Below are 19746 nucleotides of genomic sequence, written 5' to 3'. Positions count from 1 at the left end.
GAGCCGCGACCCGACCTGGCGACAGGCGGACCTGGGGTTCGAGGTGGCCTGGCTCCGCCCGAGCGTCTTCGTCGCGCCGTTGCGACCGTTGATACCTGGTGAAAGGATGCCGGCGCCGGATGCGAACGAGGCGCGTCCGTCAGCGCAGCCGGAGGAGACGACATGTTGAAGGGAATGGCCTTGCTGGGATGGCGGCGACCTCCGGCGCAACAAGGCCATTCCCTTCGGCCAGCGACCATGATCGGAGCGTCATGGGTGGTCCGCCTTCTCGCAAGCCAACCGCTTGCGTTTATTGCGCTGGCATGTGAGTTGCCAAGCTCCGTCGGCATGAAAACACCTGGCGTCGTGGCGATGGGTTGTTGGTTGCTCGCTGGCTGCAGCGGTCCCGATTTCGACGGAAACCGCGCGAGGTGGCGTGCCGACCGGCCAGAGGAGTATGTCATCTCGATCTGCGGCACCGGCTTCGCGCGCGGCTGTACGCTCGTCGCGGTCTCCGGCGATACCGTCGTCGCCACAGCGCACAGCCCGAGCGACGCTCCGAGCGGCAGCGACTGGACGTTCGCTGAAGCGCCCGAGCAAGCGGATCCCGTGGAAGCCCTGTTCGACCGGGCAGCGGGTGAGAGCGAGGACTGCGAGCTCACCCGCATTCGCTTCGACGACCGCTACGGCTACGTGGCGGACCACTATAAGGACTGCGGCGAGGAAGGGAGCGGAGAGCAAGTCACGTGCTTCCAGGCCGACACGAACGACGTGACGCGCTGCACGGAGTGAGCGCACGGCGAACGGTGCTCAGGCGCCGTCGAACCGCTCGAGCGTCGGCGGGTACGGGCAGCTACTCCAACCTCGGTCGGGTCGCTCCCTTCGATGGAGGCTGAAACCTTCATCCCTGCCCTCACGCATCCATCCCTCGCGGAGGGCGATCGCCGGCCCCAGGGAGGGAGCGGAGGCACCCATGATCAAGCCACCGCCCAGCCGCGACGACCTGCTGGCGATCGTCCACGAGCACAACCACGTTCACAACGAGCACCAGCGGGCGACCGCCGAGTCCATCCGGCGCAAGCTCGAGGCGCGCATGCTCGAGATCGAGGGCCGCTTCGAGCGCGAGCTCGCCGAGGCGATCGCCGACGAGGCGCTCCGGCAAGCCTGGCGCGATCACCTGCACTGGCGCGGCCCGGCGCCGAGCGAGCCGCCGCCGGTGTCACCGCTGGTCTTCCGCGGCCGATCCGAGGTCGGATCCGAGGCCGTCGCGCGCGAGAAGGCCGGCGACATGCACATCGAGGTCGACGGCGCCGTCTACGATCGGCGCCTCGGCCTCGATCTCGCGGCCGATCCGGAGGGCACGGTGCTCCGGGTCGGCACGCTCCCGCCCTTCCGCGAGCGCTTCGAGCTGCCCGCCGAGGCGCTCGACGCCCTGCGCGCCTGGTTCGAGCGCCCGGGCACCGAGCCGCCCTGGCGCTGGGCGCGCGAGCTCGTCGCCGAGGGCCTCGTCGACGGCCACTTCGCCCTGACCGACCGCGGCCGCCGCGCCCTCGTGCGGCGCGCCGCATAGAGGCTCGCGCGCGGGTGGTTCGGACCCGGCAAGCGCGACATGCAGGTCGGCCGGTGGGGTGGTCCGGACCAGGCGGGCGCGACCTGCAGGCCGGCGGAACGCCCAGGGGCTCGTCACGACGGCGGATCGCGTCGCGTGTTCGACGGCTCGCGGGGGTCCCGCCGTGGCCCAGGCGTCGCAAGATCGCGCCCAGCAAGGAGGTGCATCATGGAGTACGAGCGTTTCGTCGAGGAGGTGCAGCGCCGCGCCGGCTTCGAGGGCCGTGACGAGGCCGAGCGCGCGATCGCGGCGACCGCGCGGACGCTGGGCGAGAGGCTGCTGGAGCACGAGGCGACCGCGGTCGCCGGCCGGCTGCCGGGGCCGGTCGCCGACGCGGTGCGCGGCGCGGCGTACCAGGGCGACTTCGATCGCGATGAGCTCTACGACCGCGTTGCCCGTCGCGAGGGCGCCCCGCGCGGCTTCGGCATGGAGCACGCCCAGGCCGTGTGCCAGGTGATCGGCGAGGCGCTGCCCGAGGCCGAGCGCCTGCGGCTCCAGCGGCACCTGCCGGACTGGGCGGACCTCTTCACGCCACGCGCGGCCGGAGCGCCCCCGCCGCGGCCGCTGCACGCAGCGCCGCCGCCCGACGTCGGTCAGGGCTCGACGCTCGCCACGGGGAGGCCCGGCAGCCATCACCCCCTGAGCGAGGCGCGCCCCGCGACGGCGCACACCGAGTCGGTCGCCCGATCGGACGACCCGCACGCGGAGACCCGGCTGTCGAGCAGCCCGGGGCTGACGCAGGAGCGCCTCGGGGACACGCTGGCGGAAGGGCGGCCCGGCCCCGAGCACCCGGTCAGCGAGACGCAGCGCTGATTGAGTCCCGCGCCGCCTGGAGGTAATGGCACCCGATGCATCGCTTCCTCGCCACCGCTGCGCTGCCGCTCCTCTTGCTCGCGTGCGCCCCGGCCTCGCCGCCGCCTGCCGCGCCGGTGACTCCCGCGCCGGTGACTCCCGCGCCGCCGGCCGCCGCGGCGGCGCCCGATGCGCGCGCGCAGCAGGCGCTGGGGGAGCAGCTCGTCGCTGCGTTCAACGACGCCTGGAACCGGCACGACATGGATGCGTTCGCTGCCATGAACGCCGAGGACGCGGACTTCGTGAACATCTTCGGGATGTGGTGGCACGGGCGCGCGGCCATCCGGGACAGCCATGTTGGCATTCACAAGACCGTCTTCCGGCAGAGCCGCCTCGAGAGCGTGCGTGTCGAGACGCGCTTCGTCGCGCCGGACGTCGCGGTGGTCCGCTGGGCATGGGTGCTGACTGGCGCCCTCCGGCCCGACGGCCAACCGGCGCCCGACATGCAAGGCATCCTGGTGCACGTCGCGCGGCGCGAGGGGGACAAGCTCCAGATCGTGACAACGCAGAACACGCAGGCGACCGACGACGCTTTCCGCCTGGTGCGCGGCGCGGATCCGCAGGTCAAACCAGCCCAGTAGCTCGGCAAGAGAGCGGCGTCTCGGCGCCGCGGAGAGCTGGACCGCGCGAGTCGCTGCATTCGCGCCCAGGTGGTGCGGTCACGCTGACTTCGGCGGCGGAGCGCGCGATGCCAGTGACGGGTCACCTGGGCGCGGAACCGCCGCAACGACTGACCGTTGGACGGAACGGCGTAATACAAGAAATGTCCTTGCACTACGCTTCGCAGCCACTCCCCCTGCTCGGGGATGGGGTGATCGCGAGCTCCGGCTTGAGGAGATCGAGATCGCCAGCGCGACAGGAGGCTTCTTTCGAAAAAGAGATGGCCGCATACGATTGGGTGAAGGACGGCCCGCCACCGCAGCATCCAGCAGGCGAGAGAGACAGGGACGCGAACGGTCCCCTCCAGTAGAAAAATTCTCAGGAGAGCAATCACCTCGCGGCGGCGTCGCGCCACGCGTGCCGGGCTGAGGGCTCGCTTCGCGGCGGCGTCGCGCCGCGCGCGCCGGGCGTCGAGGGCCGCGGCTTCGCCGCGCGGAACCCGGAGATGTGCCGAGACGACACGGCCGCGCTGCTCGCGACGAAGGAGGACCAGATCCGGGCGTGCTACGACGCGGAGCTCGCCAAGAACCCCGACGCGGAGGGCAAGGTCACCGTCACCTTCCTCGTGCTCTCGAGGACAGCGGTCGCATCATGGACGTCGTCGTCGACCAGGCGGGCACCGCCGCCTCGAAGAAGGTGGCGAGCTGCGTCGTGGTGTCGATCGAGGGTCACGCCCTCGACGAGTCGCGCTCGACCGGGCGGCTCGGAGGATTGAAGAGGATGCTGTCCTTACTGAACCCCGAGCGATCGGAGTAAAACTGTTCGCTCCAGCTGCGGAACCGCATGATCGGGCCGTCGTGCGGGCTCAGATGGGGTCGGCTCACGTAGACGCGGTTCGCCTGGACGGGGAGATCTTCGTCGTAAGCACGCTTGGCGCAGCTCACGAACTGGTCCATCACGAACCGCGTCACGTGCTCGGCGTCGAGCTTCTTTACCGCGGTGGAATAACGGGCGTCAGAGTACTCCTCGTCGATCGGTGTCACCATGGCCAGGGTGAGGGACTGCAGGATCTGCCCACCCAGATCCGTATAGGTCTGGAAGAACTGCACGCCGAGCCCGTAGAGCGTCCCCCTGAGGGTTGACTCCACGTCACCGGAGCCAGGGAAGCCGTACGTGTCCCCTGCGACCGTCAGGCGGACCTTGGCGCGGAAGATCGGCCCATCCGTGTCAATCTCGTCCACGACGGGGTTCTTATAGTTGTGCATCAGCAGGAAGTGGCTCATGTCCACCGTGTCAGCCGCCATCTCCCAGGCGCTGGTACGGCTCGGCGGGCGTTCGTGGTGCTCGAAGGAGGTCCATTCGTCCGCGTTCCACGTGGGGAACTCCGGCAGCTGCCAGGCAGGCTCACGCCGCTCCGTATCATGGTAAGTGAAGATGAATCCGTTGCGCTCCGTCGTGGGCCAGATCTGGATCCCGGGTTGCATGGACAGTGCCCCCTTCGGAGGCACCTCGACGCAGCGTCCCTCGCAGTCGTAACGCCTATGGTGCGCTGGGCAGATGATAGTCTCCCCATCGATCTTGCCCCCGTATCCGAGGTGCGTCCCCATGTGCGGGCAGTACGCATCGGCGACCCGAGCCGCGCCGGATTCGGTGCGGAAGACGACGAGATCCCGGCCGAATCGCTTCGTCGGCACCACTTGCCCCCGGCCGACCTTGTCGGATGAGGCGATGACGAACCAACCATTGGGATATGGGCTGAATGGATATCGCAAACTCATGTTGACCTCCCATGTGACATGGTGACGCCAAAGCTCCGTGACCCGCAGCGCGGGCCCGTCACCGAGACATCGTCCTGTGACGCTCTCGCAACGATCTCCGAACGATCCGCACGTGGCTGAGCCGAACGGACGCTCGGTGGTCGAAGCTGTCTATCATGGTGAGTTCAACTTAACAAGATCGGACGGAAGATCCCGCGCGATGGAAGCGGCCGAGGAGTACGGCGGCCCCGGGCGGGATCCTGCGCCGGGAGGAGCGCGGCGGATCCCACGATTCGGATAGGACGGCGCTGATTTGTCACGGAAGTGCGGATGGCATTACACGTGAGTGAATCCGTTGATTTCGTCGTGTCGGGTCGGTAGATAGGCGTGGCGCGTCACGTCGACTTCCTGTCGTGGGCGTGAACGACCGGCAGCTCTTGCACATCGAGATGCCTTGGGAGGGCTGTTCTCCACTGGGCTCGCGCCACGACGGACGCTTTCTTCCTTATGATCGCGCGCGCCGAGGGGCGCGCGGTCGGCCGAGCTGGAATCATGGCGCGGCGCGGCGCGGCGCCGCCCCGTGGGGGGGCGCTCGTTCCATCGATGAGCCGGGAGCAGCCGGCAAGAGGCTGGCTTATGCATCAGGTGAAGGTTCAGATTCTCTGCCGTCGTCCCTCTCTCGTAGAGATGGACGCGCTGTTTGCCATGGGCATCGATCTGGTGGGTCAGGCGGTGGAGCCTCACGACGAGGGCTAGGGGCCACGTTCACTCCACAGCCTGCGGGCTTGCTGCTCGGGGACATCACGATGAGGGGCACGACAGGCTTCGATGACGCGACCGCCTTGTCCTCGTGCGTGAGGCCGGAGCAGCAGCTTCTCGCCCCTCCCGAGCTTCACGCGAAATTGCGACAAGGTCTCTCCAGCCACCCACACCGTGACCACTTGCTCGCCCGGATCGCCCGGCATCGGAGCGCCCAGGAGCCCTTGTCGACCGGCACGCCGTCGCACTGGACAAGCGCCTCTGCCGACGCCTCCGGCGGGAGCACCAGCGTGAGGCGCGGGACCTCCGGTTCGAGCAGGTCCCGCTGCCGTCGCGCGATCGTCGGGCGCTCCCCCTGCGTCGCCTTCTGCTTGCGTGAGAGCTCGGCGATGCCGCTTCTCCGGATCGACGTCGGGGACCTTGCCTCAGCAGTACGTCGGCGTGGTGAGCCCGTGAAGATGCGGAAAATTGCGCTGCTCAGGGCTTGACCTCGCGGCCGACCCTCCAGCACACTCCCGCGCCTCGCGCACCTATGCCGCACAAATTCTGCGTCGCCACACCGTTCGCGCTGGCGTCCGCCTTGCTCCTCCAGGCCGGAGCCGTCCGCGCGTCCGGCGCGCTCGAGCTCACCGGCGCTCCTACGAGCGCCAACGGGCTGAACGCGCGGGCGCTCGCGCGGGGACCGGAGGCCGCGTTCTTCAACCCGGCGCTCCTGCCGTACGCGGCGGCGACGACGCAAGCGGGCTTCTTCGTGCTCGTCACCCACGGCAACATCACCCTCGCCCCGCGCCCTCCTGGCGTCGACGTGCCCGAGTCGGTGTACGATGGCCAGATCCGGAATCCGGACGGCTCGACCTCTCGGCTCACTTACCGGCCCATGCCCGCGTCGAAGCTCCCGAGCCCCCGGGATGACACGCGCGACCGTGAGACCATCACGTACGCGACCCTCGGGGTGGTGAGGCCGCTCTACGAGGACCGCCTCGTCTTGGGCTTCTACGCCCTGCTGCCGCTCAGGAGCTTCCAGGAGCAGCGACCCTCCTTCCCCGACGAGCGCGCGCAGTACTTCTCGAATCGGCTGGAGTTCGAGATGCTGGGAGATCGATTGTCGGTCACCAGCCTGGCTGTGTCGATGGCTGGCCGGATCACCCGCTGGCTATCCATCGGGGCGGGCGTCGACGTCACGATCGGCACCAGCGCGCGGACCGCCGTCCACGTGCCCGACGCGAGCGACCAGCGGACCGCCCTCATCAACCCCGACGTGGAGGTCGAGAGCGTCTTCGCTCCTTACTTCGCCTTCGCGACCAGCCCGACACCCTGGCTGCGCCTCTCGGCCACGCTCCACCTTGCCTCGGCGTCGGACACCGACGGCGAGAACAGGATCCGCTTCTGGAACTACCCCTATCCGGAGGGCGAGAGCTCGGTCCCCCAGGCCTATCGCTTGACGCTCGGCCACGAGCCGACGCGCGTCGGCGTCGGGGCCTCGGTCATGGGCCCGCCGAGCGAGGACCGAGGGGGTGAGCGCGCCGCGCGCTCGAAGAGCCCGGCGCCGCCCGCCTGGGAGATCGGCGCGCGCGCGCTCCTGACGCGGTGGTCAGAGTACCGCGATCGGCACGCCGAAAGCCCGCCCGACCCGTGGTCGAGCACGTTGTCCGTGGGGCTCGGCGGCGCGGTCGTGCTGAGGAACCGCACGTTCTCCGCGGACGTCGCCTTCACGCCGTCTCCCGTGCCGGACCAGACAGGCAGGACCAACTACGTTGACAACTCGCGCCTCGCGGTCAGCGCCTCGTTCGAGACGCCGGTGTCGCTCTTCGGCGCCGACTTCGGCGTGGGAGCGTTCCTGCACGGCCAGCTGCTCCTCACGCGGGAGGTGTCGAAGAGCCCGTCCGCCAGGAACCCCGTGGTCGACGAGGTCCCCGACAACCTGGTCGACATCGTGAGCGCCGAGCCGCTCGAAGGCGTCGAGGGGCTGCAGACGAACAACCCAGGCTATCCCGGCTTCTCCAGCGGAGGGTGGCTGGCCGGCGCCGGCTTCGTCCTGCGGCTGCCTCGGTGAGCAACGCAGCGAAGCCGGCGTCCTCTCGACCGGAGGCCCGGAGGCGACCGGGGCACGCGGGGCGCCGCGACCGCCGGGAGGGCCTCTACTCGAAGAGCGTGTCGGCCCTTTCCCTGATCCAGGCGCAGTCCGCGTCGTCAGGGGTACGGACCATCACGAACGTGCTGCTGCACTCCTCCGGATCGGGATACGTCCTCGAGGCAGCCGTGCTCGCCTTGAGGCTCGGAGGATCCGTGTCGAGCACGCTCTGCTCCGACGCGAACCCGAGTCGACCCTCGATGCGATAGGTCGCGACCGCCACACCGTCGAGCTCGGTCCGCTTCCGCTCGGCCACGTACACCGACCCGTCGATGAGCCCCTGGAGCTGAAGCGTCATCCCCGGGTGTCCATCCTCGTCCGGATCGACGACGCGAGCGTCCGCCGGATCCGTGGGCAGCTCGTCCTGCGCCGGGTCCTCGAGCGCCGCGCCGACGACCTCGTAGAGGGGCCCGAGCTTGTAGCGGAGCCCCCCTTCGCTCGCCGCAAACGTGCCCTCGCGCGTCACCGGCGCGAGCGCCTCGCGGAAGCTGTCCGGGATGACGGCGTGCACGATCGCGTCCGGGTCCTCGGTGTAATGGTCGCAATACGTGCCCTGCAAGGAAATGGCGTCTCCACTCTGCTGCTGCGTGATGAGCATCACGCTGATGATGCGCGTCTGGAATGGATCGAGACCCAGCGCCTGGGTGAGCTGCGACCCGATGGCGCGGTACGCCCACGTGCCGGAGACATCGGCGACGTCCGGCGCCGCGGGCGGAGCGCAGCCCGGCGATTCCCCGCCCGCACCTCCCGTCCCCCCGGAGCCCGTGCTCGTCGTCGTGGCGCCCGCGTTGTCAGCAGGATCCGATCCGCAGCCCAGGAGGGGCAAGGCAAGCAATCCAGCGAACAGTATGTACCTCATTCGAAGCTCCATGCGTCGCCGGCCCGCGAGTCGAGGCGGCCATGAGGATGGTCGCTTTCGGTCGTCCATGGCCAGCTCGTCTGCGTTCGGACGACCGGCGCGGTTTTTAGCATGAGCGCGCACGCTGGAGGTGCGTCGACGCGCTTGCTCCTCATTTTTCCGCCGCATCGCGATGCGTATGGCGAAGAGCAGCGCGAGGAGCGCCGCGCAAACCATGGGCTCCGTCGCGTCCATTTTTACGCGGAGGAAGTCCCGGGCAGCTTCACAGCGTCATCCCGCCACGGCGCGGTGTTTCTCGCGGAGACCGCGGCAGAGCTTCGCACGCGACACGGACCTGCGCGTCCACCTACTCGTCTTCGTCATGGAATCGTCATTCATTCGAAAAAAGAGATGCCCACACACGATTGGGCGAAGGACAGCCCGCCCACGCCGCATCCAGCAGTCGCGAGAGGCCGGGATGCGAACGGTCTCCTCCAGTGAAGAACTCTCAGGAGAGAAAAAGGATGAGCTTGTTCAGAAAGGGGATCCTCCCGTCCCTCTGTGCCGCAGGCGTGCTCGTTGGCTGCGTTGGCGACGCTTCCCTCGAAGGTGATGACCAGCAGGACACCCAGCCCGAGCCGGCGGAGTCGATCGATCCCGACGCGGCGAAGGCGGCTGGAACCGCGCAGCGGGGGCTTTCAACATGGCGTTGCTTGATGCGTAGGGACCCAATCAGCAAGGTCACGATCTGGTGGGGCCATAGGCGAGTGGATGCCGAATGGGCCTGCAACCACTGGATCTACGCATGCGGCACCAGCGGCGGCTGCTCGGCTTCACGGTAGTGGCCGAGATTGATTGAGACCGGCCAAGTTTGGCCCGATTCGTAGACCTCGCCGCCACGCTTCGGACCGAAGTAGTGCAGCCCGCGAGGGTTGGCGTGCTCCAGGCTGCGGGGCCGAAACCTCACGCAACGAGGTCCCGACAGCGCAGCTGTCCTTGATCCCACCCGATGGTGGGCGAGGCGAACGTGCGCCCGCGGGCCGGGCGCCCCGCGGACGGAGCGGCCTCGTAAGCGGTCTGTATCGCGGCTGCCGTGGTATGCCTGACCGCCGTCGAGCGCGAACCTTAGCTACCTCGTCACAGGATTTTAGCAATTATAAATTAGGCTCACGATCATCTTCTCCGCGGACTCGTAGTGTGTTCACCATCTCACCCGCTTCAATCGATCCCGGTGCGCGGCGCGCACGCAGCGCCGCCGGTCCCATGGGACGTTCGCGGTGGCGGAGTTCCTTGCCGATGAGGAGCGCCGCAAGGCAAGGATCGCCCTGGTGCTTGCACTCACGGCGCTGATCTGGGCACCGGCGACGACTCCTACACCCATCGGGACATCGAAAGGTTCCTTCGCCAGGCAGGCTTCACCTCGGCGGAGGAGCGGCGCCTCGTGGATAACTCAATGAGCCGGATACTCGGCGCCGATGCAACGTCGACGGACGAGCGCCCGCTGTTCGAATGCGACGCCACAGCATAGACGATCAGGACGACCTCAATGAGCTCGACGTCCAAAGCAATCCCGATCGGCGACGGCATGGTTCGCCCGACGCAAGTCCAGCAGCTCCTCCCCCTTGTTCCCCGCCTGGCCTCCACAGGCGCATGGCTCGCGTGCTCGGCCTTGTATGTTGCGGTCGCCGCTGTCCTGATACGGGCGGTGCTCGCGAACCTCAACGTCCCCGGGCGCGCTGCGCTCTTCGCCATCGGTCTTCTGGGGGGCTGGCGCTTGTCGTGGTTTCTTGTCAATGTCACCCGCGCTGCGCTCAACGTGAACTGGCGTTTCCCGAAGTTTCGACGCGCTGCCGACGCGCTGGGGCCGACGGGGCGCGCGTCGGAGGTGATCGTTCTCATCACCTCCTATCGGATCAAGCCCGAGGTCACGGTACCGGTGTTCCAGGCGCTGTTCGACGAGGCGGCCGCGTATGGCGTGCCCGTGACCGTCATGGCCTCGATGGGCAACGCCGAGGAACAAGACCTCGTGAGGACGCTCTTCGAAGGGCGCGGGGCGCCATCGTCCGTCCGCCTGGAGCTGTTCCTGCAGAGCGGAGCCGGCAAGCGCGAGGCCATGGCGGATGTCCTCGCCGCCATCCAGCGCCGCCCCCTGCCCGACGGAGCGGTCGTAGCCTTCCTGGACGGCGACACGCTCCTCAAGCCGGGCACCTTCGAACGCAGCTTCTCCTTCTTCCGCCTGCGCCCGGAGGTAGGCGCCCTGACCACCGACGAGCGGGCCATCGTGTCGGGGACGAGCCTGGCGCGCGAGTGGTTCGACCTGCGCTTCGCCCAACGGCACCTCTACATGTCCTCGGTCGGCCTGTCCGACAAGGTGCTGACGCTGACCGGCCGTTTTTGCGCCTTCCGCGCCGAGATCGCGACCCATCCCGATTTCCTGCGCATCGTCCGCGAGGATCACATCGACCACTGGCGGCTGGGACGCATCCAGTTCCTCACCGGCGACGACAAGTCGACCTGGTACTGGGTGCTGCGGGCTGGCTGGTCGATGCTCTATGTACCGGATGTCTGCGCCTATACATTCGAATCCATGCCCTCGAAGGGCTTCGTCATGCCGTCGGTGCAGCTGATGTGTCGCTGGTATGGGAACATGCTGCGCACCAATGGCCGCGCCCTCGCGCTGGGTCCGCGCCGCGTCGGTCCCTTCGCCTGGTGGTCCTTGCTCGAGCAGCGCATTTCCACCTGGACCTCGCTGGTGGGACCGACCTTCGGCCTGCTGATGCTCACCGGCAAGATTCCCGGCATGCTCGCCGCATACCTCCTGTGGACGCTCGGGATAAAGTCAGCTCAGAGCGTCCTCCTCGGCGCACCTCGGGGGCGCGTCTCCCCGTTCTATCCATTCCTTCTCTACTACAATCAGGTGGTCGGCGCCGTGGTGAAGATCCACATGACCTTCAACCTGCACAAGCAGCGCTGGACCCGCCAGGGGACGGGACAAACCCAGGTGGCGAGAGACCTCCGCGAGTGGGTTGTCTCCTCCGGCCTCACGGCGCTGTCCTATGCCATGTTCGTCGTCCTCACGGCCGCCGTCGCGCTGCACGACCCGCGCGCCGAGGAAGCGACGACGCAAGGCCAGATCGAGCGCATGTTGGCGGAGGCCAAGCCCGGGTCCGTGGTGCGCGTCGCGGCGCGCGAGATCCGGCTGACGAAGCCGCTCATCATCCGCCGCGACGATGTCGTCCTCGAAGGTGCCGGGAGAGGAAAAACGACGCTGGTGGCGAGCTTCTCCAGCAGTGGACTGCCGACCCCGGCGATGGTCGTGGTGCGGGGCGAGCTGCCCTCGGAGGTGCAGGGCGACAGGAAGGGGCAGCTCGAATCCCCCCTCGATCCCACCCGGACGACGGTGAATCTCACGCACCCGATCAAGGTCCAGGCCGGGGATTTCGTCGCGCTGCGGACCGCCAATGATCAAGCGTTCCTCGACGCGCTGGGAGCCCGCCGGTGGAACCAGCGATACCCCATCTTGCGCCAGACGCTGGGGCGCGTGACGCGGGCCGAGGGCTCCACCATCACGCTCGAACGGCCGGTCGGAGACACCTTCCCGGCAGGGACCGAGGTCATCCCGGTGCACTTGCGGCGCGAGGTGACGATCCGGGATCTCACGATGCGCTATGAGCTGAACGGCGAGCCCGCGCCCGATCTTTACGAGAATACGCGGCCGAACAAGGCCGTGGACGGGATCATGCTGCTGGGAACGGCCGACGTGAACCTGGAGAACGTCGAGATCTTCTCCGCCGGTCGGCATCCGCTGAGCATCGACACCGCCTACGCCCCGCGCGTCAGCGATGCCCTGCTCGAGGGGGCCTGGAACAAGGGACCGGGAGGCAATGGTTATGTACGCATCGCCCGAACCAGCTTCGGCACCTTCGACGAGCTCACCCTGCGCGGCCTGCGTCACCTGACCATCCAGTGGTCGAGCCACGACAACACGTTCGACGACCTTGACGCCGACTGCGACGTGAACTTTCACGGAGGATGGAGCCGGCGCAATCGCGTGCACGTCGCCCGTCTCGCCCCTCGGCCGAACCATCCCTGGCCGAAAATCATGCGAACCCCGGCCACCGCCCGATGGGCGCCGCCCGACGGGCTGGGAAACGTCGTCTTCTCACCCTTCGGGGCGGAGCTGGCCGAGGGAACCGAAGACGGCCTGATCTCTGACGAGGGTGACTCGCCGTCGTTGGAGGTGGGAAATCTATGACACCTGGCAAGATCGCCGCTGTCGTCACCCCCTTGCTGTTGCTCGGCGCCGTCCAGGCGAAGATGTGGATGACGTACACGACCCAGGCTACGTCGGCCGTGAGCGTCCCGGCGAACCTCGCCACGGTCGAGGACGTCGGCGAGCGGGAGGTGATCCGCGCACCGATAGCCGGGACGCTCTATGCCCCGAAGCTCGCCCCGGGAGCCCCGGTGTCCGCCACGGACATGCTCTTCCGGGTCGGGCCTGACCGTGAGGGTGAGGTGACCGCCAAGGCCGACGCCGAGGTGGTCGAGGTCCTGGCGGCTCCCGGCGCGCACGTCGGCCAGGGCGACGTCGTGATGGTGCTGCGCTCGCAGAAGCAGATGGCGACGTCCTTCCGGGACGCTTCAGCCACCGCTGAGCCCACGCTTCCCGGGACATGGTCGCCCGAGCTGTTCGCCTCGGGCCAGTACGTGCCCGACCTCTCCTATGCCGGATATCGCTTCGGTGAGGTTCCCCTGCCACGGACGGAGGACAATCCGGCCACCCTCATCGACGTCGCTCGTTTTGACGCCCTGCCCAACGACGATCGGGACGACACGACGGCCCTGCGCGCAGCCCTGGACGAAGCCGAGCGTCACAAGGGCCCCGTGGTGGTCCGCCTCCCCCCCGGCCGCTTTATCCTGAGCGACATCCTGTTCATCGAGCGCGGCGACATCGTTTTACAGGGCTCAGGGAGCGGAGCGAACGGCACGACGATCTACGTCCCCAAGCCCCTGGCCGAGATGCCGAGGCCCGACGTGCTCAGCAAGATCGAGAAGGACATCGCCAGGCGGAACTGGCGTACCGGACACGGAGGCCTTTATTCGGCGTTCGCCTGGAACGGCGGGGTCATCTGGACAAGAAACCCCGACAAGTCGAATGCGCCGCCGTTCGGCAAGGCCCTGGAGGGAAGGCGGGGTCAGCACGAGCTGCGAACGGACGGCGCCGGCGCGGTGACGGCCGGCGAGATCCTGAGCATCCGGTGGTACAACCGGAGCGGCGACGATTCCCCCATCCTGCGCCACATGTTCGGCGTCCGGGACCGCAGCTTCGGCGAGAAGATGGCCTCCCCCTCGAACACGCCGATAGCGACGCAGGAAGCGACCGTGGTCGAGGTGAAAGGAAACATCGTCGTTCTCAAGCAACCGCTCCTGTTCGACGTTCATCCGGAATGGGGCTCGACGGTGAGCCATACCAGCTTCCTCGAGAACGTCGGTATCGAGCATCTCCGGGTGAGCTTCGAGCCCGCCCCGCAGGCGCCTCACGAGGAGGAGCGCGGCTTCAACGCGATTTACCTGACCGATGTGGCTCACTCCTGGGTGCGCGACGTTCGCGTCGACGATGCGGATTCCGCCTTCCTGGTGACGGACAGCGCCAATGTCACCGTCCAGGACATCACCGTGAGCGGTCGACCCGGACATTACGGCGTCATCCTGCTCAACGCCTACAACGTGCTCGTCAAGGACTTCGACATCGACGCCGAGGAGATCCATTCGATCAGCTTCGACTCGCGGGCGCACGGCAACGTATATACCCATGGCCGCGTCCGGCGGGGCACTATCGAGCTGCACAGGGGGCCCAGTCACGCCAATCTCTTCGACGACATCGTCGATGTCGAGGACCGCGACAGGGCTTTCCTGTTCAGTCAGACCGGTCAGCCGTACTGGGGACCGGCCGGAGGGTACAACACCTACTGGAACCTTCAGCTGAAAATGTCCACGCCCCCTCCGGCTCCCCTGGATCTGGGGCCGTTGCCCGAGGCGGGGCTCACGCGCGTCGTCGGCGTTTCGGCGAACGTACCGGTAAAGCTCAACGGCCCCGCCGCTCACATCGAGAAGATTGGCGCCGGCGAGCCTGCCATTGACTCGCTCTACCGCCACCAGCTCGCCAGGCGCCTGGGGCAGCCCAGCCCGACGGTCCACATCTTCAGCGAGCTTCAGCGGATGAACGGCGAGACCCGCTGGACGGTCTGGGGCAACGGACATGTCGCTCGGAACGGCAAGTACTACTTTGCCATCGGCAATCATCAGATCGTCGATGGCAACACCATGGTCATCGAATACGATCCCGACAAGAAGACGGAGACGAAGGTGTTCGATGTCGCGAGCGTCATCGAACAGCGCCATGGACAGAAGGGCCACGGCAAGATACACGCCGACATCGTGGAGGACGCCGAGGGCTGGCTCTACTTCGCCACCTGGTGGGGCGGACGCGATCCCGATCACGAGGAGCCCGACTACGACGCGAGCTATCAGGGGTCGATCCTGCTCCGCTATCACCCGGAGCTCAAGAGTCTGGAGAACCTCGGCACCATCGTCCGCGAGCATGGCGTCGTCACGGCCGTTTGCGATCCGGCGCGCGGGCTGATCTATTTCCGCGCCATTTCGTACCGCCGGGACAAGAACGAGGCGGGTCTCGCGGTCTTCGACATCGCGAAAAAGAAGGTGGTGTTCACCGGCGGCGGGGCGGAGATGGGGGAACGGCGCGGGCTCATGCTGGGCGGAGATGGGATGGTGTATTTCAGCGGTAGCGATCTGCGCCTGCATGCCTACGATCCCGCCGAGAACAGGATCAAGACCACCGACGTCGCGCCGCCGAGCGTGCCGTTCCAGACGTCCTTCTCGCGCAAGAACATGCTCCGGGTCGGCACATCGCCGGCGCCGAGCGGCACGGTCTACGCGACCACCCACGGCGGCATGATGTTCACCTTGGACCCGTCCGGCCACACCCGCTCGCTCGGCACCACCTGGAAACAAGGGTACTATGCGCCGTCGCTCGCCTTCTCACCGGATGAGCGATGGCTCTACTACGCCCCCTACTTGCCCGGCCCCCCCGGCGAACCCGAGCTCAAGGAGGCACCTGTCATGCGCTTCGACCTGGTCAGCGGCCAGCGCGAGGTGCTGACCTTGCTGGGACCGCAGCTGGCCAAGGAGCACGGCTACATCATCGGGCAGAACTACGGGGTCGCGCTGGATGCCACGCGCTCCCTGCTCTACCTCATCTACAACGGGCGCGTCGCCGCGTCGGACGCCGAGGTTCCGTGCTTCGTCGTGCTGCCGCTCGCGCGGCGATAGGCGCCATCGAACCTCACTCTCGGAGCGGGTCGCGCCGATTATCCGTTGACACCCCCGAATCGCTTTGCTTTTTTGCGCCCCGGACGAAGTATCTTTGCTGAGGAACCGGGAGCGCCGCGTCGACCACGCACATCCGGACAGGCGCGACGGCCCGCCGACAGGAGCACCCCGCCATGAAGCGATTCTCGCACGTCGTCTGGCTCGCCGTGATCGCCGCCGCGGGGCGGCCGGCGACCGCCGCGGAGCCCTCCACGATCGCCGTGACCGTGGGCAACTTCCGCAACGCGAATGGCTACCTCGCGTGCGCGCTGTACTCGGACGAGGACACGTTCCTCGACACGGACGCGCGCATCGCGGCGCGGCGGCGCGTCGCCGTCGCCGGGAAGAGCGCGACCTGTACCTTCGTCGACGTCGCTCCTGGCACGTACGCCGTCGCCGTCCTGCATGACGAGAACAAGAACGGCAAGATGGACACCAACGTCCTCGGCATGCCGATCGAGGGCTACGGGGTGTCGAACAACAAGACGCGGGCCCTGTCCGCGCCCACGTGGGACGAGTCGAAGTTCGTCGTTCCGGCCGGCAAGTCCGTCGCGCTCGCGATCGCCCTGCGGTACTGACGGAGGGCCGCGATCCGCGCGCGCAGCTCGCGGCGCTCGGCGCCCGGGTCGCGCTGCTAGTGCGCGGCGAGCCTATCGATGCGCCCCGAGGCGCTGCTCCGCCGCTACGTCGCGCACCGGCGCATGCGTAGGTCGAGGAGCTCTGCGAGCTCCGGCTTGAGGAGATCGAGGTCGCCAGCGCAACCAGAGGCTTCTCTCGAAAAAGAGATGGACGCAGGCGATTGGGTGAAGGACGGCGCGCCATCGCGGCATCCAGTAGACGATCGAGATCTGGATACGAACGGTCCGGTCCATTGAAAATTCTCAGGAGAATAAAAAATGAGTTTCCTCAGCAAGATGGTCCTCCCGTTGACGCTCCTCGGTGCCGCAGCCGTGCTCGGTGGCTGCGTTGGCGACGCTTCCCTCGAAGGCGATGACGGGCAGGAGACCCTGCCCGAGGCGGCGGAGGCGGCTGATCTCGAGTCAACGGACGCGATCGACCCCGACGCGGCGGAGGCGGTTGGAACCGCGCAGCAGGCGCTGATATACACATGGGGGTGCTACAAGGGTTGGTCTTGCGGCGGCGGGTGGTGCGTGCACAATAAGGTCGGCCAAGTCGACGTCGGGTGGGGCAACGGTGATTACTGGGACGCCCAATGGGCCTGCAAGCAGTGGGTCCCGGCATGCTACGATGGGGGGTGCGGCGTAGAACTGCTTCGCACAAGGTAGCTGTCGCATTCGGCTCCACTCAAGCAGCGAGCGCCTCCTTGCCTGAATCTCGCTGAGGTCGCCAGGTTTGCGCGGCCCGAGGCGGGAGTGGACCGCAAGCACCTCGCGCACGTGCGCAAGCGGCGGCGCCGCTTGCGGTAGACCTCGCCCTCCCGGCCCCGTAAATTACAGAGGATTCCTTCCGCGATCCGCCTTCCTCCTGGAGAGGTGACGCTGTATCAACAACCGTCCGTGCATCGAAGGGGCCGCGTTCACTCCCCAGCCGGCGGGGCATCGAACCCCAGGAGGCTGGGAACTGGCCATCGCGCACCGGCGCATGGGTAGCTCGAGGACCTCCGCGAGCTACGGCTTGAGGAGATCGAGATCGCCAGCGCGACAGGAGGCTTCTTTCGGAAAAAGAGATGGCCGCACACGATCGGGTGAAGGACGGTCCGCCACCGCAGCATCCAGTAGGCGAGCGAGATCGGGAGGCGAACGGTCTTCGCCATTGAAAAATTCTCAGGAGAATAAAATGATGAGCTTGTTCAGCAAGAGGGTCCTCCCGTTGACGCTCCTCGGTGCCGCAGCCGTGCTCGGTGGCTGCGTTGGGGAGGCTTCCCTCGAAGGCGATGACGCGCAGGAGACCCAGCCCGAGGCGACGGAGGCGGCTGATCCCGAGTCAGCGGACGCGATCGACCCCGACGCGGCGGAGGCGGTTGACCCCGACGCAGCGGAGGCGGTTGGAACCGCGCAGCAGGCGCTAAGCCTCACTTATGAATGCTGGTGGGGTCCCTTTTGGGTCGGCGATGTCACGATCTGGTGGGGCAACAATACCCGGGAATGGGACGCAGCTGCTGAATGGGCCTGCAACGAATGGATCTCGTGGTGCGTGAGCTCAGGTAGTCCCGGGGGCTGCTGGGTTGCACCCAAAGTTTACCGTTGATAGAAAATTCGGTTCTAGAGCGGGGAGCTGGTCCGAGGTGCACGCTGCTTGCATCCCCGTGGCGGGAGGGCAGCAAGGATGCGACCCTGCGGACTCGACCTTCGAGAGCGCATCGTCAAGGCGTACGAGAATGGGGAAGGATCGGTACGCGACCTGGCTGAGCAGTTCGAAGTCGCACCGAAAACCGTGCAGTCCTATCTCACGCTCTACCGGACGACCGGCAGCGTTGCGCCGCGCCCTCGTGCGAACGGGCCGCGGCCGAAGATCAACGGGCAAGCCCTGGATGACCTGAGGTCGCTCGTGGCGACGTCCTCCGACGCGACCCTGGACGATTTGGCTGACCTGCTCGCGCGCCGTTATCACATCGTAGCCAGCCGCCATACCGTCGGCCGGGCGTTACGGCGGCTGAACATCACCCGGAAAAAAAAGCGCTTCACGCAGCCGAGCGCGACACGGAAGATGTGACAGCGGCTCGCCAGGCCTTCGCAAAGAAGCTCGCTCGGCTCGATCCACAAGAGCTAGTTTTTATTGACGAATTTGGGACCAATCTGGGCATGACGCGGAGGCACGCATGGGCGCCACGGGGAATCCGTGCCCACGGCGCGGTGCCGATCAACACCGACCCTATGATCACGCTCACGATCGGGCTGGCCCTCGACGGTGTCGTCGCTCCCTTCGCGTTCGAGGGCACCATGGATGGCGTAGCCTTCCGCGCGTACGTCGAGGGACAGCTCGTACCGGCGCTGAGGCCAGGCCAAGTCGTCATCGCGGACAACCTCGGGGCACACCGCGCGCGGGGTGTTCGCGAAGCGATCGAAGGCGCTGGCGCGAAGCTGATGTACCTGCCGCCCTACTCCCCGGACTTTTCTCCGGTCGAGAATTGTGGTTCCAAGATCAAAGAGTCGATCCGAGCGGATGCACCGCGATCGCCCTCAGCCGTCTACAAGTCGATGGGACATGCGATCGGCGCGATCACTCCGGCGGACGCTCGCGGCTGGTTCAACCACTGCGGGTACTGTGTCCCTCGGACCTGCTCCCCGCTCTAGGCCACGAGGATGCCCTCGGGACCGCGCCCCTGCCGCGGGCTGAGGGCTCACCTCGCGGCGGCGTCGCGCCACGCGTGCCGGGCTGAGGGTTGACCTCGCGCGCCACCTCTCGGATGGGGACGTCGTGCGGCTCGGCGGGCCGGAGCCGATGGCGCTCCGCGTGCTCCACACGCCGGATCACCTCTACTTCGTTGACGAGGCGCAGGGCGCGCTGGTCTGCGGCGGTCCTCACCGAGCTGCCGACCCGACCACGCGCGGCGCGCGCCTCGTTGGGAGCGCGGTGGGCGCGAACGGTGCGCGCGGCGTAGCACTACTGCGGGAAGTTGCCCCGGATCGGCAGAAGAACCGCCAAGCCGCCAAGGACGCCAAGGGGAGAGGGGGAAGGGGGCCGTCCGGGCATCCCCCCTATTCCCCGGTTTTCTTCGCGCCCTTGGCGGCTTGGCGGTTCGCTTCCCCGGCCGACTTCCCGCAGTAGAGGTAGTCCGTGCCGGCGTCGGCGCAGCGGATCCGCTCCTGGCCTCGAGAGGCGCGGCTCGGCACGGTGCGCTCGGCGCGGTCATGAAATCGCCTCATCTTCG

General features: G+C 67.5%; 15 protein-coding genes. 12 read left to right on the top strand and 3 right to left on the bottom strand.

Annotation, left to right across the window (positions count from 1 at the left end):
• Positions 1-162 precede the first annotated feature (162 nt).
• The 4 genes from WMF36_RS45940 to WMF36_RS45925 all read left to right on the top strand — a co-directional run bounded on the left by WMF36_RS45940 (position 163) and on the right by WMF36_RS45925 (position 3021).
• Complete coding sequence (locus tag WMF36_RS45940; RefSeq protein ID WP_437577208.1) at positions 163-771, top strand: hypothetical protein; 609 nt, start codon at positions 163-165, stop codon at positions 769-771.
• A 181-nt stretch (positions 772-952) separates the two neighbouring features.
• Positions 953-1549 carry a hypothetical protein gene (locus tag WMF36_RS45935; RefSeq protein ID WP_437577207.1) on the top strand — a complete coding sequence of 199 codons (597 nt, stop codon included), beginning with the start codon at positions 953-955 and terminating at the stop codon, positions 1547-1549.
• Positions 1550-1756: 207 nt separating this feature from the next.
• Entirely contained in the window at positions 1757-2401 is a 645-nt protein-coding gene (locus WMF36_RS45930; protein WP_437577206.1) for a DUF2267 domain-containing protein, read from the top strand.
• Positions 2402-2436: 35 nt separating this feature from the next.
• The gene (locus WMF36_RS45925) at positions 2437-3021 is read left to right on the top strand and encodes a YybH family protein (protein ID WP_437577205.1); all 585 of its coding nucleotides are present in this window, start codon (positions 2437-2439) and stop codon (positions 3019-3021) included.
• 747 nt (positions 3022-3768) lie between these two features.
• Here the strand turns inward: WMF36_RS45925 and WMF36_RS45920 are convergent.
• Positions 3769-4818: a Rieske 2Fe-2S domain-containing protein gene (locus WMF36_RS45920; protein WP_437577204.1), complete on the bottom strand. Its 1050-nt coding sequence runs from the start codon at positions 4816-4818 to the stop codon at positions 3769-3771.
• Between the two features lie 1270 nt (positions 4819-6088).
• Between WMF36_RS45920 and WMF36_RS45915 the strand changes: the two genes are divergently transcribed.
• Complete coding sequence (locus WMF36_RS45915; protein WP_437577203.1) at positions 6089-7609, top strand: hypothetical protein; 1521 nt, start codon at positions 6089-6091, stop codon at positions 7607-7609.
• 85 nt (positions 7610-7694) lie between these two features.
• Here WMF36_RS45915 and WMF36_RS45910 read toward each other — a convergent pair whose 3' ends face one another.
• Complete coding sequence (locus WMF36_RS45910) at positions 7695-8546, bottom strand: hypothetical protein (protein WP_437577202.1); 852 nt, start codon at positions 8544-8546, stop codon at positions 7695-7697.
• A gap of 1525 nt (positions 8547-10071) precedes the next feature.
• On the opposite strand from WMF36_RS45910, the gene WMF36_RS45905 reads away from it, so the two are divergent.
• The 7 genes from WMF36_RS45905 to WMF36_RS45875 all read left to right on the top strand — a co-directional run bounded on the left by WMF36_RS45905 (position 10072) and on the right by WMF36_RS45875 (position 19168).
• Positions 10072-12780, top strand: coding sequence for a glycosyltransferase (locus WMF36_RS45905; RefSeq protein ID WP_437577201.1), 2709 nt, complete (start codon positions 10072-10074; stop codon positions 12778-12780).
• On the top strand, positions 12777-15875 hold the full coding sequence (locus tag WMF36_RS45900) for a hypothetical protein (protein ID WP_437577200.1): 3099 nt from the start codon (positions 12777-12779) through the stop codon (positions 15873-15875). Before WMF36_RS45905 ends, WMF36_RS45900 begins: the two co-directional genes overlap by 4 nt.
• 173 nt (positions 15876-16048) lie before the next feature.
• Complete coding sequence (locus WMF36_RS45895; RefSeq protein ID WP_437577199.1) at positions 16049-16492, top strand: DUF2141 domain-containing protein; 444 nt, start codon at positions 16049-16051, stop codon at positions 16490-16492.
• A 318-nt stretch (positions 16493-16810) separates the two neighbouring features.
• Positions 16811-17200: a hypothetical protein gene (locus WMF36_RS45890; protein ID WP_437577198.1), complete on the top strand. Its 390-nt coding sequence runs from the start codon at positions 16811-16813 to the stop codon at positions 17198-17200.
• 511 nt (positions 17201-17711) lie between these two features.
• Positions 17712-18122 carry a hypothetical protein gene (locus WMF36_RS45885; RefSeq protein ID WP_437577197.1) on the top strand — a complete coding sequence of 137 codons (411 nt, stop codon included), beginning with the start codon at positions 17712-17714 and terminating at the stop codon, positions 18120-18122.
• A gap of 78 nt (positions 18123-18200) precedes the next feature.
• Complete coding sequence (locus WMF36_RS45880) at positions 18201-18587, top strand: helix-turn-helix domain-containing protein (RefSeq protein WP_437577196.1); 387 nt, start codon at positions 18201-18203, stop codon at positions 18585-18587.
• Positions 18584-19168 carry a transposase gene (locus WMF36_RS45875; RefSeq protein ID WP_437577195.1) on the top strand — a complete coding sequence of 195 codons (585 nt, stop codon included), beginning with the start codon at positions 18584-18586 and terminating at the stop codon, positions 19166-19168. The genes WMF36_RS45880 and WMF36_RS45875 overlap by 4 nt, the downstream gene beginning before the upstream one ends.
• A 405-nt stretch (positions 19169-19573) precedes the next feature.
• Here the strand turns inward: WMF36_RS45875 and WMF36_RS45870 are convergent, their stop codons facing one another.
• Positions 19574-19741 (bottom strand): hypothetical protein, encoded by a 168-nt coding sequence (locus WMF36_RS45870; RefSeq protein WP_437577194.1) that lies wholly within the window; start codon positions 19739-19741, stop codon positions 19574-19576.
• Positions 19742-19746 lie beyond the last annotated feature (5 nt).

It is taken from the genome of Sorangium sp. So ce887 (assembly GCF_051521455.1).
GTDB lineage: Bacteria > Myxococcota_A > Polyangia > Polyangiales > Polyangiaceae > Sorangium.
This window is presented reverse-complemented; position numbering and strand designations above follow the sequence as displayed.

Bases quoted from the DNA above. Each gene is read 5' to 3' on its own strand.
- WMF36_RS45925 (WP_437577205.1), top strand. From the start codon at position 2,437: ATGCATCGCTTCCTCGCCACCGCTGCGCTGCCGCTCCTCTTGCTCGCG.
- WMF36_RS45915 (WP_437577203.1), top strand. From the start codon at position 6,089: ATGCCGCACAAATTCTGCGTCGCCACACCGTTCGCGCTGGCGTCCGCC.
- WMF36_RS45905 (WP_437577201.1), top strand. From the start codon at position 10,072: ATGAGCTCGACGTCCAAAGCAATCCCGATCGGCGACGGCATGGTTCGC.
- WMF36_RS45895 (WP_437577199.1), top strand. From the start codon at position 16,049: ATGAAGCGATTCTCGCACGTCGTCTGGCTCGCCGTGATCGCCGCCGCG.
- WMF36_RS45910 (WP_437577202.1), bottom strand. From the start codon at position 8,546: ATGAGGTACATACTGTTCGCTGGATTGCTTGCCTTGCCCCTCCTGGGC.
- WMF36_RS45890 (WP_437577198.1), top strand. From the start codon at position 16,811: ATGAGTTTCCTCAGCAAGATGGTCCTCCCGTTGACGCTCCTCGGTGCC.
- WMF36_RS45935 (WP_437577207.1), top strand. From the start codon at position 953: ATGATCAAGCCACCGCCCAGCCGCGACGACCTGCTGGCGATCGTCCAC.
- WMF36_RS45885 (WP_437577197.1), top strand. From the start codon at position 17,712: ATGATGAGCTTGTTCAGCAAGAGGGTCCTCCCGTTGACGCTCCTCGGT.
- WMF36_RS45900 (WP_437577200.1), top strand. From the start codon at position 12,777: ATGACACCTGGCAAGATCGCCGCTGTCGTCACCCCCTTGCTGTTGCTC.
- WMF36_RS45870 (WP_437577194.1), bottom strand. From the start codon at position 19,741: ATGAGGCGATTTCATGACCGCGCCGAGCGCACCGTGCCGAGCCGCGCC.
- WMF36_RS45940 (WP_437577208.1), top strand. From the start codon at position 163: ATGTTGAAGGGAATGGCCTTGCTGGGATGGCGGCGACCTCCGGCGCAA.
- WMF36_RS45930 (WP_437577206.1), top strand. From the start codon at position 1,757: ATGGAGTACGAGCGTTTCGTCGAGGAGGTGCAGCGCCGCGCCGGCTTC.
- WMF36_RS45920 (WP_437577204.1), bottom strand. From the start codon at position 4,818: ATGAGTTTGCGATATCCATTCAGCCCATATCCCAATGGTTGGTTCGTC.
- WMF36_RS45880 (WP_437577196.1), top strand. From the start codon at position 18,201: ATGCGACCCTGCGGACTCGACCTTCGAGAGCGCATCGTCAAGGCGTAC.